The sequence below is a fragment of the Mucilaginibacter psychrotolerans genome (genome assembly GCF_004519315.1).
Classification (GTDB): domain Bacteria; phylum Bacteroidota; class Bacteroidia; order Sphingobacteriales; family Sphingobacteriaceae; genus Mucilaginibacter; species Mucilaginibacter psychrotolerans.
Map to the genome: position 1 here is coordinate 91,721 of NZ_SOZE01000021.1, position 16,035 is coordinate 107,755.

The 16,035-nt window shown below is 43.3% G+C and carries 14 protein-coding genes; 4 read left to right on the top strand and 10 right to left on the bottom strand.

Features of this window, described 5'->3' with window-relative positions; translation table 11 throughout:
- Position 1 precedes the first annotated feature (1 nt).
- Positions 2 to 2,401 carry a glycoside hydrolase family 127 protein gene (locus E2R66_RS18830; RefSeq protein ID WP_240049351.1) on the top strand — a complete coding sequence of 800 codons (2,400 nt, stop codon included), beginning with the start codon at positions 2 to 4 and terminating at the stop codon, positions 2,399 to 2,401.
- A gap of 562 nt (positions 2,402 to 2,963) precedes the next feature.
- Here E2R66_RS18830 and E2R66_RS18835 read toward each other — a convergent pair.
- The 10 genes from E2R66_RS18835 to E2R66_RS18880 all read right to left on the bottom strand — a co-directional run bounded on the left by E2R66_RS18835 (position 2,964) and on the right by E2R66_RS18880 (position 12,879).
- A complete protein-coding gene (locus E2R66_RS18835; protein ID WP_133233317.1) occupies positions 2,964 to 3,278 on the bottom strand; it encodes a hypothetical protein in 315 nt (104 codons plus the stop codon).
- 29 nt (positions 3,279 to 3,307) lie between these two features.
- On the bottom strand, positions 3,308 to 3,628 hold the full coding sequence (locus E2R66_RS18840) for a hypothetical protein (protein ID WP_133233315.1): 321 nt from the start codon (positions 3,626 to 3,628) through the stop codon (positions 3,308 to 3,310).
- Positions 3,629 to 3,651: 23 nt separating this feature from the next.
- On the bottom strand, positions 3,652 to 4,278 hold the full coding sequence (locus E2R66_RS18845; protein ID WP_240049352.1) for a hypothetical protein: 627 nt from the start codon (positions 4,276 to 4,278) through the stop codon (positions 3,652 to 3,654).
- Between the two features lie 414 nt (positions 4,279 to 4,692).
- The gene (locus tag E2R66_RS18850; RefSeq protein ID WP_133233311.1) at positions 4,693 to 5,229 is read right to left on the bottom strand and encodes a hypothetical protein; all 537 of its coding nucleotides are present in this window, start codon (positions 5,227 to 5,229) and stop codon (positions 4,693 to 4,695) included.
- Between the two features lie 266 nt (positions 5,230 to 5,495).
- Positions 5,496 to 6,110 carry a hypothetical protein gene (locus E2R66_RS18855; protein ID WP_133233309.1) on the bottom strand — a complete coding sequence of 205 codons (615 nt, stop codon included), beginning with the start codon at positions 6,108 to 6,110 and terminating at the stop codon, positions 5,496 to 5,498.
- Positions 6,111 to 6,127: 17 nt separating this feature from the next.
- Positions 6,128 to 7,309 carry an LGFP repeat-containing protein gene (locus tag E2R66_RS18860; RefSeq protein WP_133233307.1) on the bottom strand — a complete coding sequence of 394 codons (1,182 nt, stop codon included), beginning with the start codon at positions 7,307 to 7,309 and terminating at the stop codon, positions 6,128 to 6,130.
- 67 nt (positions 7,310 to 7,376) lie between these two features.
- On the bottom strand, positions 7,377 to 8,291 hold the full coding sequence (locus E2R66_RS18865) for a peptidase inhibitor family I36 protein (RefSeq protein WP_133233305.1): 915 nt from the start codon (positions 8,289 to 8,291) through the stop codon (positions 7,377 to 7,379).
- Positions 8,292 to 8,297: 6 nt separating this feature from the next.
- Entirely contained in the window at positions 8,298 to 9,431 is a 1,134-nt protein-coding gene (locus tag E2R66_RS18870; RefSeq protein ID WP_133233303.1) for a hypothetical protein, read from the bottom strand.
- Positions 9,432 to 9,438: 7 nt separating this feature from the next.
- Complete coding sequence (locus tag E2R66_RS18875) at positions 9,439 to 9,852, bottom strand: hypothetical protein (RefSeq protein ID WP_133233301.1); 414 nt, start codon at positions 9,850 to 9,852, stop codon at positions 9,439 to 9,441.
- Positions 9,853 to 10,674: 822 nt separating this feature from the next.
- Complete coding sequence (locus tag E2R66_RS18880; RefSeq protein ID WP_133233299.1) at positions 10,675 to 12,879, bottom strand: glycoside hydrolase family 88 protein; 2,205 nt, start codon at positions 12,877 to 12,879, stop codon at positions 10,675 to 10,677.
- Between the two features lie 200 nt (positions 12,880 to 13,079).
- On the opposite strand from E2R66_RS18880, the gene E2R66_RS18885 reads away from it, so the two are divergent.
- From E2R66_RS18885 to E2R66_RS29015, 3 genes are read left to right on the top strand one after another with little or no spacing between them, the layout of a single operon-like run.
- Complete coding sequence (locus E2R66_RS18885; protein WP_133233297.1) at positions 13,080 to 13,985, top strand: manganese catalase family protein; 906 nt, start codon at positions 13,080 to 13,082, stop codon at positions 13,983 to 13,985.
- 59 nt (positions 13,986 to 14,044) lie between these two features.
- On the top strand, positions 14,045 to 14,587 hold the full coding sequence (locus tag E2R66_RS18890; protein WP_133233295.1) for a YciE/YciF ferroxidase family protein: 543 nt from the start codon (positions 14,045 to 14,047) through the stop codon (positions 14,585 to 14,587).
- Positions 14,588 to 14,630: 43 nt separating this feature from the next.
- Complete coding sequence (locus E2R66_RS29015; RefSeq protein WP_133233293.1) at positions 14,631 to 15,794, top strand: DUF892 family protein; 1,164 nt, start codon at positions 14,631 to 14,633, stop codon at positions 15,792 to 15,794.
- Positions 15,795 to 16,035: the final 241 nt, after the last annotated feature.

The window sequence follows — 16,035 nt, forward strand, 5'->3', positions numbered from 1 at the left end:
CATGATAAAAAAAGGAACTGTAGCTTGTTTGCTATTATGGATGATAGGAATAAACGGCGTGGTGTTTGGGCAGCAAAAGGATTACCCTATACAGCCTGTAGCATTTACCAGCGTACATGTGAACGATAAATTTTGGGAACCCAAAATGGCCGTCAACGCCAATGTAACCATTCCCTATGTGCTTGCGCAATGCAAAAAAAATGGCCGTATGGATAACTTTTTGCGGGCGGGCAAACAGCTGGATGGTGATAAGCTGAGCGAGTTTCCGTTTGATGATACGGATGTTTATAAGGCAATTGAGGGTGCTTCTTATTCCATGCAAAATAAAAAGAACCCAAAGCTTGACAGGTATATAGATACGCTAATTAATATTATTGGGGCTGCCCAGGAGCCTGATGGCTACCTATACACTTTCCGCACAGTGCATGCAAAAAAACCGCACGAATGGATTGGTGATAAACGCTGGGTGAACGAAGAAATACTAAGTCACGAATTGTATAATTGCGGGCACTTGTACGAAGCTGCTGTTGCCCATTACCAGGCCACCGGCAAACGCACCCTCCTTAATATCGCTATAAAAAACGCCGACCTGCTGGTAAAAACCTTTGGACCAGGCAAGATAGAAGAGTATCCCGGTCACCAGATTGTGGAGATTGGCTTATCAAAAATGTACAGGGTTACGGGCAACAAGCAATATCTGGATCTGGCTAAGTTCTTTTTAGATGTACGCGGACCCAAAGGAGATGCCTATAACCAGGCCAGCAAAAAAGTGGTTGACCAGCATGAAGCCGAAGGCCACGCGGTACGTGCCGCCTACATGTACACCGGCATGGCAGATATCGCAGCACTAACAGGCGACACCAAATATTTAAACGCCATTGATGATATCTGGGGCGATGTGGTTAATAAAAAATTATATATCACAGGCGGCATAGGCGCTACCGGTGCAGGCGAGGCTTTTGGTGATGCTTACCAGTTGCCCAATATGTCGGCTTATGCAGAAACCTGCGCGGCCATTGGTAATGTTTACTGGAACAATCGTATGTTTTTACTTCATGGCGACTCAAAATACATCGACGTACTGGAAAGAACACTGTATAATGGGCTGTTATCGGGCGTATCATTAAGCGGAGATCGCTTTTTTTACCCCAATCCATTAGCTTCCATGTTTCAGCACCAACGCAGTGCCTGGATCAGTTGCGCCTGCTGTATCAGTAACATGACGCGTTTTTTGCCATCGCTGCCAGGTTACGTTTACGCCAAAAACAAAAATGATCTCTATGTAAACCTGTTCATGAGCAACACCAGCAATATTAAACTTACTTCGGGCAACGTAAATATTGTTCAACAAACAGATTATCCGTGGAAAGGTCAGGTGGATATTACAGTAAATCCTGCAAAAGCAACAGCCTTTACCTTAAGGATACGTATACCAGGCTGGGCCAAACTGCAACCCGTTCCAGGCAACCTGTACACATTTATGAATAAAACTCCGCTGCCTGTTGTTATTTATGTAAATGGAAAAGCAACATCGTTTGTAACCGAAAAAGGCTATGCTGTTTTAAACCGGAACTGGAAAAAAGGCGATAAAATTTCCCTTGCATTACCTTTAGAAACCGAAAAGGTTTTGGCTAACGAGAAAGTAAAAGACGACAGGGGCCGATTTGCATTGGAGCGAGGACCGATTGTTTATTGCCTTGAAGGACCAGACAACCGCGACAGCCTTGTTCAGAACATTTTAATTGATAAAAATGCTGTTGCACAAGCAAACTATGACCCCGATTTATTAAATGGTGTCGACGTGATCAGCATTGGCGGCAAAAGCACCAAAAGGCAATTAAACAGCGATAGCCTGATAGAAACAGATCAAAAAGTAAGGGCCATTCCCTATTATGCCTGGGCCAACCGCGGGCCGAGTGAAATGACGGTGTGGATACCTTATGAAGCATCGGCCGCAAGCCCGAAACCGGCACCAACCATCGCCAGCACAAGTACAGTATCCTCGTCATTAAAAAATAAAAGGATGTACAAGGCCATTAAAGACCAGTATGAACCAAGCAGTTCGGGCGATACCAATTACCCTTACCTCCACTGGTGGCCAACCCATAATACCAGCGAGTATGTGCAATATGACTTTAATACCGGGCTTACTATTAGTGAATCGAAAGTTTACTGGTATGACGACGGACCATGGGGAGGCTGCCGTATACCGGCTTCATACCAGCTATTTTATAAAAAAGACGGAGAATGGGTGCCTGTAAAAAACACAACTCCCTATATCATAAGCAAGGATGGTTACAATAAGGTAACATTTGAACCGGTTAATACCACTGCGTTAAAAATGGTAATCCAACTGCCTGCCGGTAATTCTACCGGCATACATGAATGGGTGGTGAAATAAGAAAACGGGGACCCAGTTAGCGAGAAGGCCTGAATCGCGGTTTAATCACCGAAGTTCAGGCCTCTTTTATGTCTTGCCATTTCGGGACAAGAATATTTTTTTTATACAGAACTTGCAGCCGACTCTTGTTTGGTGGTGGTTGCTTCAATTTATTGGTAAGTAAATAATCTTTGGACTACCCACATTATTAAAAGGCACAATGCAAAACAGCCGCAATTGCAGCCGTTTGACTTATTAACTAAAATTTAGAAGTAAGGCAACATGTATGTTTCCACGAGATTGCTTACATACACGTAGCTGACCAAGTCTTTCAGGTCTCGTATTCCCTAGGGATAGTTTTTTTCTTAATAATTCAAAAGTCCTTTTAGATGAGCATGATACATTTTAGAAAATTGTTACGTTGTTCAATTCGAAAGTTCCGGAAACAGAAAGTGTCTTTTGGGTTTGCTCGTTATAACCGTACCCGAGAATTTCCCCTTAACTATTTTGCCGTCGTAAAAGGTAATTGTAGCAGTATTTTCTTTAGCTCGACGGGCATATTGTACACCATCGACAAGTACCATTAAAACTTACAACTGTAACTTTGTCCTACCTTAAATATGTGCGCGGTTCCATCGCCGATGCTAACAGAGTGCTTTGCATTGGCAATGTCACCAATTTTTCCGTTGATGATTACCGTACTGATACCATTGCTTTCGGTGTAGGTTTTACCGTTAACAATATAGGTGATTTTTCCGGCGGTTTTGCCTTGGGGTGCCTGCGTCATAGCTGTCAAAGCCTGCAGTTTCGCACGTGCATCAGCCATATCCTTTGCATTTTGCTGCGCTTGTAGTTGTAAAGAAAAAAGAGATAGTAGAATGATGCTTAATATTTTCATGATGAATTGATTTAAAAATTATAGGTTATTTAATGGTTGCTGTTCTTATTTTTAGCGGGCTGCGTTGCTTTGCCGGTGTTTTTATCGGTCGGCGGAAAAGGTTGTGGATTAAGCTGCTTATCTGCCCCCTTTGATTTTAATGGACTAGGTTTGGCCTGTTCTTCCTGCCTTATTTCCTCTTCGTTTCCTAGTGTCAGGGTTTCAACTTTGGAAACCTTTTTTTCCAGTTTTTTAATGTTTTTGTCTACCTTTTTCGGGGCTTCAGGTTTTTGGGCAGTAGGTGTGGTTTGGGCACTTGCGGTGAATGCTACTGCAAAAAAAGCAACAGCGAGAAAGCTCATTTTTTTCATTGTTATAGGAGTCTTATTTGTTTTTAATTTTCTATAATAACTTTTCCGGTTTTAAAATATAACAGTATAGACGATGCCCTATCGTTCCAGTCGGAATTTTTTATGTCTAAAAAAGCGCCTGTGGAAAAGCCAATATCTTTTAGATTGGGTACATTATACAAGAACTGTTTGCTTTTGCCCGAGAAATTGTTTTCTTGAAATATTTGGTAACCGCTAACTATACCATTAGCTTTAAGAGATGATAAGATATTATTAAAGTTATAGGGCGCTAAGGTGGCATATCCCCAAGTTCCGGCTACATTGTTGTAGGCATCGTTAACCAAATCTACCGGATACAGTATTTTTGCTTTACCCAGGTAAAATTGGTTTTCGTAAAGTGTTGCAAAATCCTGTGTTTCGTCAAAAACAACTATTGAACTTATTTTATCATTAATATCTTTAAATCCAATCAGGTTCTGGTTCAGGGTGTTTTTGCCTGTCAAAACCTCTACTTTCTCGAAATTGGCGTTAACGCTTTGAAAAATACTGGTAGCTGGTTTATAATCAGGCCTTAACTGATAGCAATTGCCTTTCAAGTCGTCATCTTCAAAAACAAAGACTTTTATACCCCTGGGTATTAATGCTGATGAAAAGAAGTCGTTGGCATCCATTCCGAGCGTTTTAAGGGAGTAAAAACCACGTGTCAGAATATATTTCTTGCCGGTGTAATTGGCATTTTCGTAAAACCAGACTTCTTCTTTGGGCGGTCGTTCCTTAAATCTTGTAACTTCCCTGTTTTCGGGTTCCAGTTTCTACGGCGCAATAACAGGTCTTAAAATTTGCGCAAAAATGGGGGTAGCAGTTAATAAAAACACCAGCAGACATATTACTTTTTTCATGGCTATTTGTTTTTATGTTGTAAGAGGAACTGTTTTACAAATACATCAAACCTAGGCAGTTTTTTATCTTCGTATACAGCAATAAATTGCCCAAACTGCATATACCCGTATATAGAAGGGTCTTTAGCGGCTTCCTCGTAATTTTTGCCAAAATATTCCTCCACACTTTGACCTGCAGGGACCGGATTAGGCAATTGGGGCGTACATTTTCTTTGCATATTGATAGCACTGCTCCAGTTCCTTTTGCCGTCCGTGCTTGCGCCACCACAACATGGCAACCTGGTTGGCGAAAATTTCATCGGCATAGGGAGACAAAAACTTACCTTTTACCGTGTGTTGCAGGGCGTGCCCCAGCTCATGCGGCAGGTAAAAACCGTTAAAAAACAACCCAAAAATCTGCTTCCCTTCGGCTTCGTTGCCCGCTAACTGGTAGAAGAACTGTTTCTGAGGTTCTATTACCTGAGCCCAAATAGGTAGATTTATTGTTTTGGGAGCTTTTTTGCCATCGTAATAAATTAAATAAGGTGTAGTGTTTAAAATGGTTATGGCCTTTATTTGTGTGGTAGCACTTATCTTTTGAACATCGGCAATAACTTTGGCGGCTATCGTATTTGCATCCCGTATTTCGGCTACACTATCTGTATAAAGGGTAAACCATTTGGTTTGGGCCGAACATAAGTTGGCAACCAATATCATAGTGAGAATTAAGATCTTTAGTTTCATTTTTAAGGCTTTATAATAATGGTGACGCTATATTTCTTGCTGTTTTTGCACTTAAAATACTCTAACATTTCCGCTCCCATTTCCGGTAAGTACTTAATACGCCAGCTTGCATTGAGCGGTTGGCTGTAGTTTCGGGCAGCCTGAAGAAATACAACTGCGTATTAGCTATACCGCATATTTTCCAGGTTGTAGATTGGACCTAAACTTTATCAGGCAGCGAAAGCAGCTCACACAAAAACAAAAACCAAAACAGAGCGTACATTAACTTACCTGTAAATTTTGATACTGGATATATTGTCATTGGCAAGTATCTGTTCGGTACCTGCCTGGCCAGCTATAAAATACAGTCCTCCCTTACTGTATTTGCCGCCCGATTTAAACGTATAGTAATCACCTTTAAAACCCGTTGTTCCGGTTTCCATATTGGTAACGCCAAAACCAGAAGTTGACGCAGCGAGGCCTTTAAATTTATCATCCATAAAAACGGTTAATTTTAACGAAGAAGGAATGAGCATACTGCTGATCCTGTCGTTCCAGTTCGTACCCAGTTCTCTTGTGCTGGCACTGCCTAACAAGGTATAGTCTCCAATTTTCAAGATTTTCTTTTCGCCATTAAAAAATTCATCGGAGTAGATCCAAACTTCATCACCGTTCTGGTTGAAGGCATCATACTCCGCCTGGCATTTATCCAGCACTTTATCTGATTCGCTTTTACCATACACCTTTTCCATCAAATCTTTATTAAATGGCGTTGGTGTTGCAATAGTGCTAACTTTACTACCCAAAGAGGGCTTTTTGTAATTGGCATCAATTCTGTTTTGTGCCAGTGCAAGTTGGCTTATTGCCAAAATACCTGCAACAAGTGTAATTTTTTTACTCATTTCCTTATTTGTTAAACTTAAAAAGTTGATATCGCGCCTTTATTCTTTCCTTTTTTGTCGAGGTACCATTGTCCGTTGTCGCCCTCTTTCCAAAGGGTTTGGTTAACATCGCCCAAATAATAAATAGTGCCTTTACTAAACACCTGATAGGTTGTGTTTCCTTTCAGCACCTCGTTATCGGTTGGGTATCCGCAGCCGATTTCCCATCCCCTTTTAGCAAACTCGTTCCAGATTGCGCCTTTGCGAATGGTATAACCTATGGCATCGTTGTCTTTACGATAGATATAGCCCCTTAAAAACTGTTGTAGCCAAACGCCATTTCCGTGTATGGCTTTTTCTGTAGGATAGCCCAGCCAACTGCTAACGCCGCCCAGGGCTTGGTAAGTAGCATATATGCCGGGGAAGTCCCTGGCGTTTTGCATGCTCATTCCCGGCACCAGCTGTAACAATGAGCCATCTGTATTGGCTACCAGCATGCCGCCCTCAAACTCCTGGCTCCATTGTGTGATTTCGTTTGATTTACTGCCTAGCCTTGCCGCTTTTGCTTCGGCAATTGGATACCCCAAAAAACCACGCTCGTAACGCTCTTCGCCCCATTTGCGCAAAATATCACCGGCCACAGCAAAAGCACCATATTTGTTATTGTTGTAAATGCAACTACCTTCAAAATAGCAGTACACCGCCTTGCCATCAGGCGTGATTTTAAGATCATCTGCAGGGAAGCCTAAAAAGCCGTTGGCATATTTTTCGTTCATGTAGCGTTGCAGTACATTGCCGCGCACAAGATGCGCCCCTGTTTTGGGGCTCCAATAAATGGCTCCTTTATCAAAAAACTGATAGGCACCATCTTTCATTTTAGCCTCGTCCATTTGCGGGTAACCAATTTCCGAACGGATGGTACCCAAGTCGTTATATTTTAATGCAATAGCCCCATAAACGGCAAACGGAACACTCTTTGACCTGCTCATATAAATAGCATCGGCACTGCTCTGCTGAATGTCCATTTTTTTGGAATAGATATATCCATTATCTGCTTCCAGTGCGTTGTCTGCCATTGGGCGCATGCCAACTGCATCTGCTTTTTTGCGCATTACAGCGGTTATCTCGGCGCTTGCTTTCTTACGGATACCAACCTGTGCTTTCACAGTTGTTGCGCCAAACAGCACCATTATGGCTAAGCAGTTAACTATATTTTTCATCTTCGAAACTATTTAGTAAACTAAATTCGGTCTGTTTAAAACAAAGCTGTAATAAGCTGTAAAAGATTTACTTATAGATTTCCGTGAGTCGGCCAGGACCAATATTTACCTTGAAAGAACTTACCCGGTTTTTCCAGGCACGATCCATGCCTATGCTACTGGTAATAGTTCCGCAATCTGTCATTGAAATATAGCCCAACACTTGCAAATCGGTTGGCTTAGCAAAAAGTGGATAATCTCTAACCTCCTTTTTTAGTAAACCCTGATAGCCTTTAAAACCTGCATCCTGATGGATTTGAACGCTCATTTGATAATTGTTGAGTCTGATGTAAGTGATTTTATCATTCAAGGGGCCTATGTCGGCCATGTTGTGACCGTCAACACCAGATAAACCAGGGCCGGGAAAAGCCCTGTAGCACTTATCTTTATCAAACTGGTTGAGGTTGGTATAAATATTATTGCTTTCACCGAAACTGTTAAAATCGATGTAATCCTGATCGGGGTTATAGATAATAATGGAACTGATGATATCGTTGATGTCCGCTTTTCCACTGATTAATCTGTTACCCACATTGGCCTTTGCAACCACCGTTTTTTCAAAATTGAGATTGTTATTGTTTTCGGGAGTTAAAATGTACCAGTCGCCATCAAAATTATCATTAGTATAAACAACAACAATAAGGTTAGATGGAACCACCGCGCTGCTTAAAAAGTCGTTTAAATCAGTTCCCAGTTCTTTAAGCGTATAACTTCCTCTCTCCAGAACAAACTTTCGTCCGCCGTAATTGGCATTTTCATAAAACCACGCCTCTTCGGAATTGCTGCGTTTGCCAAAGGCTTGTTGTTCTGCTTCTATATTTCTTTGCTTAACATTAACAAGCAGATTTTGGCTTATGGGTTTCGCTATTGTGGTAGAGCGGATTTGCGCATAAGCACTAAACACCAGCAGCCCGGTAAACAAGGTTAATATCGTTTTCTTCATTTTATATTATTTAAAAGTGTACTTATAAAGAGCGCCGCCGCTACCATCAGTTAAACCGGTAATGTAGCCGTCTGTATTGGTGGTGTAGGTGTACGCCCCAACTGTACTGCTCCCTATTACTCCGATGGCATCGTATTTTTGCGAACTATAGCTTTTAAGCGCGTAAGCTTTGCGGGTTGAAGTTTCTATGCCATAGCTAACGCTTGGTCTGATGAACACGCCGATCATCGGATCGGGGTCGTAAACACCATCGTAATACTCGTAATTGAACAAGGTGTAAGTTCCGGCGGGATCGCTGCTATTGATGTATTTTGCCATTTTAACACGTCCCTTGCTATCGTTAGTGTATTCATAAGTGTCTTTTACAACCCCAAAGTAACTTTTGGTGTACTTTATCAGCCCTCCCGAGGCACCGTAGGAAAAGTTTTCCAAAGTTTGTCCGTATGTCCCCGTAATGCTAATTACCTGTTTGGCTGTATTCAGGGTATAGGTAAGCGTGTTGCTGGTGTTGCCTGCATTATCTTTAACAGTTTGCGATATCAGTACTCCATTTACATCGTAATCAAATAGATAAGTACCATAGTTATCCTTATAACTTAAAAGTAAATTGGAACTGTTGTACGTATAATCTGCTGTTAAAATGGGTATGGTTTGTACTGGTGGTCCGGCGGCAAATTCTTCTCTTTTGATCACCATACTGCTTCCTCCTGACGGGGGCTGAGCAAGACTGATGCTCGCCGCATAGTTCTGCATGCTGCCGTTTTCAGCAGTAATGGTGAGCGTAAGTGCCTGGCTAAAATTGTTAACAGTAGAACCGCTAACCTGTATAATGCTTCCTGTTTTTAGCGTAGCCTTGGCAGAGATGGTAAAATTGGCTTTCAAGGCAGTTAGGTCAGTGCCATACGGCAAAGTAGCTTTAACGGTTTTGCTGGTTTCATCCACGGTAGCGACCACATCGGCGCTCAGCATTGGATTATCATTTTTGGCAAAACCATAGGTAGTAAGCTGTTTGGCATCGCTTAAAACAGGTATAGGCTGTGGAGCCTGATCAGGAGTTACAGGTGCCGCCTTCTTACAAGAAAAAAGTACTCCAAGCCCTACAGCAACGGTAAACGATAACTTTAATAATTTTCTCATCATAAAAAACTTATTGACATTGATTGTAGGCGTTAACCATGTTCATCCATCTTCCCCACATATAGTTTCCTTTAATATTTTTTACGCTGTAACTGCTGCCGGTTAAAACCAGGAAACGTATTTCGTTTAGAAGATAAGTTTGATGTACCCTGCTCAATTCTTCGGCAAAAGCAATATTGCTGATGGAGCTATAGTGATCAAAAGAGCTCACCCGGATTTTTCCTGATAAGGTTTGCCAGTTGGCTAACGTCAACGTAGCCGGCTGGCCACCCATGTTGCTAACGGATCTGTAATAAGGTGCTGCACAAGCATCCAAAAAAAATAAGGCGGTAAACAATAATAAAATAAGGCAGCGACTGGCCGTACCATTTTTGTGTTGCAGGTTAGGGGTGTTGGGCCAGATGGATAATTTGATTGTCGGCATTGTTTAAAAGCTGACACTAAGCTAGGTTGATATGCTGCCTGTTAAAATCCCTCAATTGGGGGATGGCATACCATGATAAAACTGAAACTATTTTAGGTTTAACAGAAAGTTTATAAAAAATAGCACAATCCGGATTCGAACTGATACAAAATTCAACTCAAAACAGAAAACCCTCTTTAAATTGCTTTAAAGAGGGTTTTTCTTGATTGGTATCGCTTTAGTCGGGATGGCAGGATGATCATCCTACCCCTTAAATGATTGATTATAATGTGGTTATCAAGTTTTCTTAAGTAAACGGTAACCGAATGGGTCTCATTTTATTAGACGTCATTTGATTGCATTTGCATCATAAAAACACTCGTAACAGATAGTCAATGAACTTGTTATGCAAACATAATGAATGTTTTTGAATAAAAAAAGGCATTTTTTAAGACGACCAGCCTACTTTTTGCCGTCATGCTGTACGCCTACAAGTCAAGAGCACACCATCCCTTATTCAACTGCTAAGCAACCAAAAGCGCGAAGCCGGGTAAAATGTCAAGGGCCAACCGCTGGAAGCGGACACAACGGCCCGCTTGTGTACCTTTGACGTTTGATTCCGGCGTGGGCTATCTTCGCTGTACGGGTGAATGAGGAATATTATTCTATAGTATTTGCTTGTCCGCTGATACTTGCCTCCGGTGGAAATTTGTATAAAGATAATTTTGCAAATCTCAATTACATATTTCGCGGATGTATTGATGGCATGCCTGTTCAGGCGCGCCCGGGTGTCTCCTATTGACCTTTCCCTTAAGAGTTACAGGCTAAATAAATACCACTGTTTCACAGTTTCCAGTTGACTTTAATTTGTTGATCGCCATTGACTGCGTATTCGATATTTCCATCTTTTTGTCGTTTACCTTTTAATTCACCGTCCTTACCTTTAACTATAAAAGCTGGCAGTGCCTTTTTGTCTTTGTTAACGATCATCATGCGGCAGTTTAAACGCCCGTCACCTTTGACCTTAAAGCTGAGGGTACCTTTACGATATTTAAAGCCAGCAGTTGGATAATCCAGATAGATCATAAAATTTTCGTTGGGTATTTTATAGAAATGGCGCGGGATGATGCCGAAAGCTACGCCGGCACCATAAACTTCCTGACCGACCGTACCGGATTGTTCCCAACCATCATGAATATCCTCGATAGCGATCCATAGCTTATGATCCACCTGGCCAGTTTTAACATCCTCGGACAGCATTTCCTTTGGCAGGTTAGGCGGGTAGTAATAAGGTGAGCGGTTAACAATGTATTTCAGGAATTCCGGAATTAACATAGATACCGAAGGCAGAATATCTTCGTCCTCCGCATATAACAGGAAATTATGCAGCGCGGCAAATACTTCCTGTTCTTCATAAGCTGCTGTATAGGGTGCATCATTCAACGGGAACATCGCGAAAAAGGTAGGGTAATCCTTTGCATAGCCATAAGTGCATTCCCAAAGCTGAAAGTTCTTGAAGATATTGGCCAGGCATAAATAAGCCAGGTCTAAATAAACCTGATCTTTTGTTTCCTTATAAAGCCAAAGCATGGCATTGGCCGAAAAAGCCGTATTGTTTGCCTGGTAAAACAATTCAAAGCCTTTGCCCTGTAGTGTCTTGGCTGCTTTCTTGGCTTCCAGCAGGTATTTGTTTTCCCTGGTCAATTGCCAGGCGTGCAGCATGACCAGCGCGTAAAGCCCTGCCACGTCTTTCTCACCACCCTTCCCCGGCTGGGTTTCCGCTTTAACTACTTCCAGCGTTTCCATATTGTACATTACCGGCCACTCGTACTTAAAATGGTGGGCTACACGCACGGTAAAATCTAAGGAATCCAAAAAGAGTTTTTTGCCCTGCTGATCTCCGCGTATCGCCAGCCTGCCCAAATTTAATAAAGGGTGGTGCAGGTACCAGGAATCCATTACATTAGGCTGCAACTGTTCCTCATCACCGCTTAACTCATTCGCAAGGGACGGCAGGAACCGTACCACTGTTTTTAATTCTTTGCTGTAAAAAGCATCCAAACCATTTTGTATCTTCCGGATAGACGGCAATTCGGTTTTGCACCAGTCGTAATAATCGGTCAGCGGCAGCAGCACGGCTAACTGTACCATCAATTCCGGCGGGGTTTTATAATCGGCTACATAAGCGTTCAGGTAATCCTGCCCCGCGCCATGAGACCAGCATCCATGGCTGAATTCCAGGTCATGTAAGCCTCTATCAACCATATCCAGCCACCTGTAATATTTGGTAGGTGGTTTTGGCAGGCATAAATAAACATCTGCCAGCAAATTCAGGAACTGTTTGGCTTGCGCCATTTCATCCCCCGGGTTTTCGGGGCCAAACGCGACAAAAGCATCGGAAAGGACGATTTCCTGGTGGGCAGGTATAGGCTTTTCTTTCAAAGTTGGCGGAAGCGCCAATCCCATTTCGGGCCATGTACCTCCGACGACATTCCCCAGGGAGGTTTCGGTTGTCTGGGCATAATCATTTAGCGCAGTAAGATTCTGAAAATAGAGCAGTGCGCCGGACTTTGGCTGATCTAGGCTGATATACTGTAAGCCGGATCGAGTCCCCACCTGGCTAACCAGAATGGTGCCTTTTGGGTTTTTGTCGCTTTCATCCGGCCCGGTGACCACCATATCCCGCGGCCAGAAAGGTACCAGTAAAGGATCATTAGCTTTAAAAGTTGTCGTATAGCGAATCAACGGCTTTTGCTTGTCGGGAAATTGCAGCCTGACCTCGTAATGCCCGATGCTGGCTGAAAGGTTAACGGTGATACCGTCATCCTGCCGGGTCATTTTCCCTAATTGCAAATGGTCATTTGGAGCGTAGGCCGGACGAAGCACAACTTGTGTTCCTTCCGTGGAGGTTACCACGATCCAAAGCGAGTTATTCAGCGTATGGACTTTTATGGTATAACCCAGGATCTCCTTCGAAAATAAAGTCGGTGGGTCCTGCCCGTGAAATAAGGTGTTGACCGCAGCGGCCCAGGGTGATATTGCACTCATTGTAATAAAAATTTAATCTCTAAACAAAACTTTAATACACCGAGAACACGTCGGGCAGCGCTAATAAAAAACGATAAGACATAAACTACGCGGCAAGTCAATTGTTTCAAGTTTTCTTTAAAAAATATTTATTTAACCAAAATGATGGTTTTTGGACTTAAAGTTGCAAGAACAATAGTTCACCATTAAAATCTACAGCTATGTTTCACCACGTCAAATCTCTACAATTCAATGCCAGGGTATCCCGCCCCGATCCGCGTTTTGCCAACCTGTTACTGGAGCAATTCGGCGGAGAGAACGGCGAGCTGGCCGCAGCCATGCAGTACTTTACACAGGCATTCGGCGCGAAGGTGCCGCACCCCGACAAATACGATATGCTGATGGATATCGCGACGGAGGAATTCAGCCACCTCGAAATTGTCGGCGCTACTATACAGATGTTGTTAAAAGGGGTCAATGGCGAGTTAAAAGATGCCGCCGACCAGAGCGAGATCATGCAGGTGATGGACGGTAAGGCTGCAAAGGAAAACATCATTCACGAGGCATTAACCGCTAACCCGCAATTCGCCATTATTACAGGCGGCGGCGTTACCCCGCGCAACAGCCAGGGTATTCCCTGGTGTGCGTCATATATTAACTCCAACGGCGACCTGACCGTCGATCTGCGCAGTAACCTAGCATCAGAATCAAGAGCGAAATTGGTTTACGAACACCTGATGAAATTCACGGACGACCCATATATCCAAGAAACGCTCTCTTTCCTGATGACGCGCGAAGTGACTCACTACAAAATGTTCGAAGCGGCACTGGATAGTATTCAACCAAATTTCCCGCCTGCGGTACTGGCTGCCGATCCAAGGTATTTACAGCAAGCCTACAACTTTTCAGAAGGCACCGTTCGCGGGCCGTGGAATGAGGGCGAGATCAAAGGTATGGGCAAGGAGTATATCTATATAGAGAAACCAATTGCTTATGTAAAAGAAACCGAAGGCCTGACTAAACAGCCCAAAGAAATGGATAAAGCTTTGGCCGATAAGGATAAGCTCGACAAGGAAATGAGCAAAGTCAAAAGCGAAGGAGTAAAAAAACTGATCCGAAAGGCGTAGCGCAATGGAGTACTTATTCCGAAAACAAGATTAATTTATAAACATCAATTAACATACTTATGAAAACTGCAGCAAACAAAACAACTCCGGCAAAGACCGGCAAAATGGAGAACAATGAATTCCACGAATTCTTTGTAGACGAACTGAAGGATATTTACTGGGCGGAAAAACACCTGGTGAAAGCACTTCCGAAAATGAAAAAAGCGGCAACCAGCCCTGAACTGGCCGCAGCATTTGACAAACATACCGGCGAAACTGAAATGCACATAGCGACACTTGAAAAAGTATTTGAGGCGCTTGGCGAAAAAGCTGTAGCCAAAAAATGCGATGCAATGGCCGGCCTCATGGAAGAAGCGAACGGCCTTATCGAAGATACCGACCAGGGTACCATGATCAGGGATTGCGGGCTTATATTGGGTGCGCAAAAAGTGGAGCATTATGAAATTGCTACTTATGGCGGGTTACGGACGTTGGCAGCAGCTATGGGCCATAATGAGGTAGCTGACTTATTAGGCCAGACGCTTGACAATGAAAAAGCGACTGACGAAGCGCTGACTGCGCTTGCTGAAAGCCTCGTTAACGCCGAAGCTATAGCTGAATAAGCCTGGTTAATTATCAGTTTATATCAACATACCTATTTTAAATATGGAAATCTCTGAAAAAGCATTTGATGTGATCAATGATCTTATCAAAATTAACAACGACCGTGTAACTGGTTTTCAAAAAGCGGGCACCGACCTGAAAGACGATGATAACGGTTTAATAGCCGTTTTCAACAAACTGGCCGGCGAGAGCCAGCAATATGTAACTGAATTAACAGATATCGCACAGCAATACGGCGGTGAAGCGGCTGTAGGTACCAGTACCACTGGTGACCTGCACCGCGCCTGGATCGATATTAAAGGCACCTTTACCGGCAACGATCTGTTAGCCATTCTTAACGAATGCGAGCGTGGTGAAGATGCCGCCAAAGCGGCTTACCGTGATTCCCTCGACCCGGAAAATGAATTGAGCCCGGAACTGGCGCAGGTTTTACAAATACAACAACAAGGCATCAATGAAGGCCACGACCTGATCAAGTCCTTGCACGACCAAAGGGATGATGCTGATAATGCCACCTATGAAACAGCAGAAACAACTGCAACAGGATCGCGCGAACTTTTTTATCAGGAGCTGCAGGAACAATTTACAGAGCAGCCGTCTTACGAAGGTGCCGCTGGTGAATCCGATACACAAACCGCTCATGCACCGGAACCGGAAAATATCGAACAGGAAGAAGAATGGCAGGAACTACAAGCAACCAGTACCGGCAATTCTAAACTGATGGAGTTTTTCGTTAATGAATTGAAAGACCTCCTTTGGGCCGAAAGGGAACTGGTGGACACTTTGCCGGATATGGCTGAAGCCGCTACCTCACAGGAATTGAAGACCGCCTTCATTAACCACCTAGACGAAACCAAAACCCATGTCAGCCGCCTGGAGCACATCTTCGGCATGCTGGGCCTGGAGCCGGAAACCACTAAATGCGATGCGATGTCGGGTATCGTGGACGAGGGGGACGAGATCATCAGCCATACCGAAGAGGGAACTGCTCAACGCGATGTAGGCCTGATCTTCGCCGGACAAAAAGCGGAGCATTACGAGATCGCTTCTTATGGAGGCATGATCAGCCTGGCTAAAACGCTTCGCTATTATGACATTGCCGAGATCTTGGTACAGACCATCGACGAGGAAAAATCTGCCGATGCTTTGTTGACGGAGATCGCTGAGAACCACGTAAACTATGAGGCCAGCACAGAACGGGCATAGGATTAGTTGATAGTTTTAAACCTATCAACAAGTTGTGAAACTATTAAATTTATTATGTACAAAAGCCCTCGACCGAGATCATGGAGATCCAATGCAGCATGAAATAAAGTTTAATATGTGAGAGCCTGTTTAAATTTTGTTCAATAATAATTTTATAGCACCGAGTTTGACCATATTTTCAGAAGTTTCAAGCAGCAGTTCATAGTTTCTGCATAACCTTCTATCGTTGTCGAACCAAGAA

Bases quoted from the DNA above. Each gene is read 5' to 3' on its own strand.
- E2R66_RS18890 (WP_133233295.1), top strand. From the start codon at position 14,045: ATGAAAACTGCAGCAAACAAAACAACTCCGGCAAAGACCGGCAAAATG.
- E2R66_RS18850 (WP_133233311.1), bottom strand. From the start codon at position 5,229: ATGAAACTAAAGATCTTAATTCTCACTATGATATTGGTTGCCAACTTA.
- E2R66_RS18880 (WP_133233299.1), bottom strand. From the start codon at position 12,879: ATGAGTGCAATATCACCCTGGGCCGCTGCGGTCAACACCTTATTTCAC.
- E2R66_RS29015 (WP_133233293.1), top strand. From the start codon at position 14,631: ATGGAAATCTCTGAAAAAGCATTTGATGTGATCAATGATCTTATCAAA.
- E2R66_RS18835 (WP_133233317.1), bottom strand. From the start codon at position 3,278: ATGAAAATATTAAGCATCATTCTACTATCTCTTTTTTCTTTACAACTA.
- E2R66_RS18865 (WP_133233305.1), bottom strand. From the start codon at position 8,291: ATGAAGAAAACGATATTAACCTTGTTTACCGGGCTGCTGGTGTTTAGT.
- E2R66_RS18830 (WP_240049351.1), top strand. From the start codon at position 2: ATGATAAAAAAAGGAACTGTAGCTTGTTTGCTATTATGGATGATAGGA.
- E2R66_RS18845 (WP_240049352.1), bottom strand. From the start codon at position 4,278: ATGGATGCCAACGACTTCTTTTCATCAGCATTAATACCCAGGGGTATA.
- E2R66_RS18885 (WP_133233297.1), top strand. From the start codon at position 13,080: ATGTTTCACCACGTCAAATCTCTACAATTCAATGCCAGGGTATCCCGC.
- E2R66_RS18840 (WP_133233315.1), bottom strand. From the start codon at position 3,628: ATGAAAAAAATGAGCTTTCTCGCTGTTGCTTTTTTTGCAGTAGCATTC.
- E2R66_RS18870 (WP_133233303.1), bottom strand. From the start codon at position 9,431: ATGATGAGAAAATTATTAAAGTTATCGTTTACCGTTGCTGTAGGGCTT.
- E2R66_RS18855 (WP_133233309.1), bottom strand. From the start codon at position 6,110: ATGAGTAAAAAAATTACACTTGTTGCAGGTATTTTGGCAATAAGCCAA.
- E2R66_RS18875 (WP_133233301.1), bottom strand. From the start codon at position 9,852: ATGCCGACAATCAAATTATCCATCTGGCCCAACACCCCTAACCTGCAA.
- E2R66_RS18860 (WP_133233307.1), bottom strand. From the start codon at position 7,309: ATGAAAAATATAGTTAACTGCTTAGCCATAATGGTGCTGTTTGGCGCA.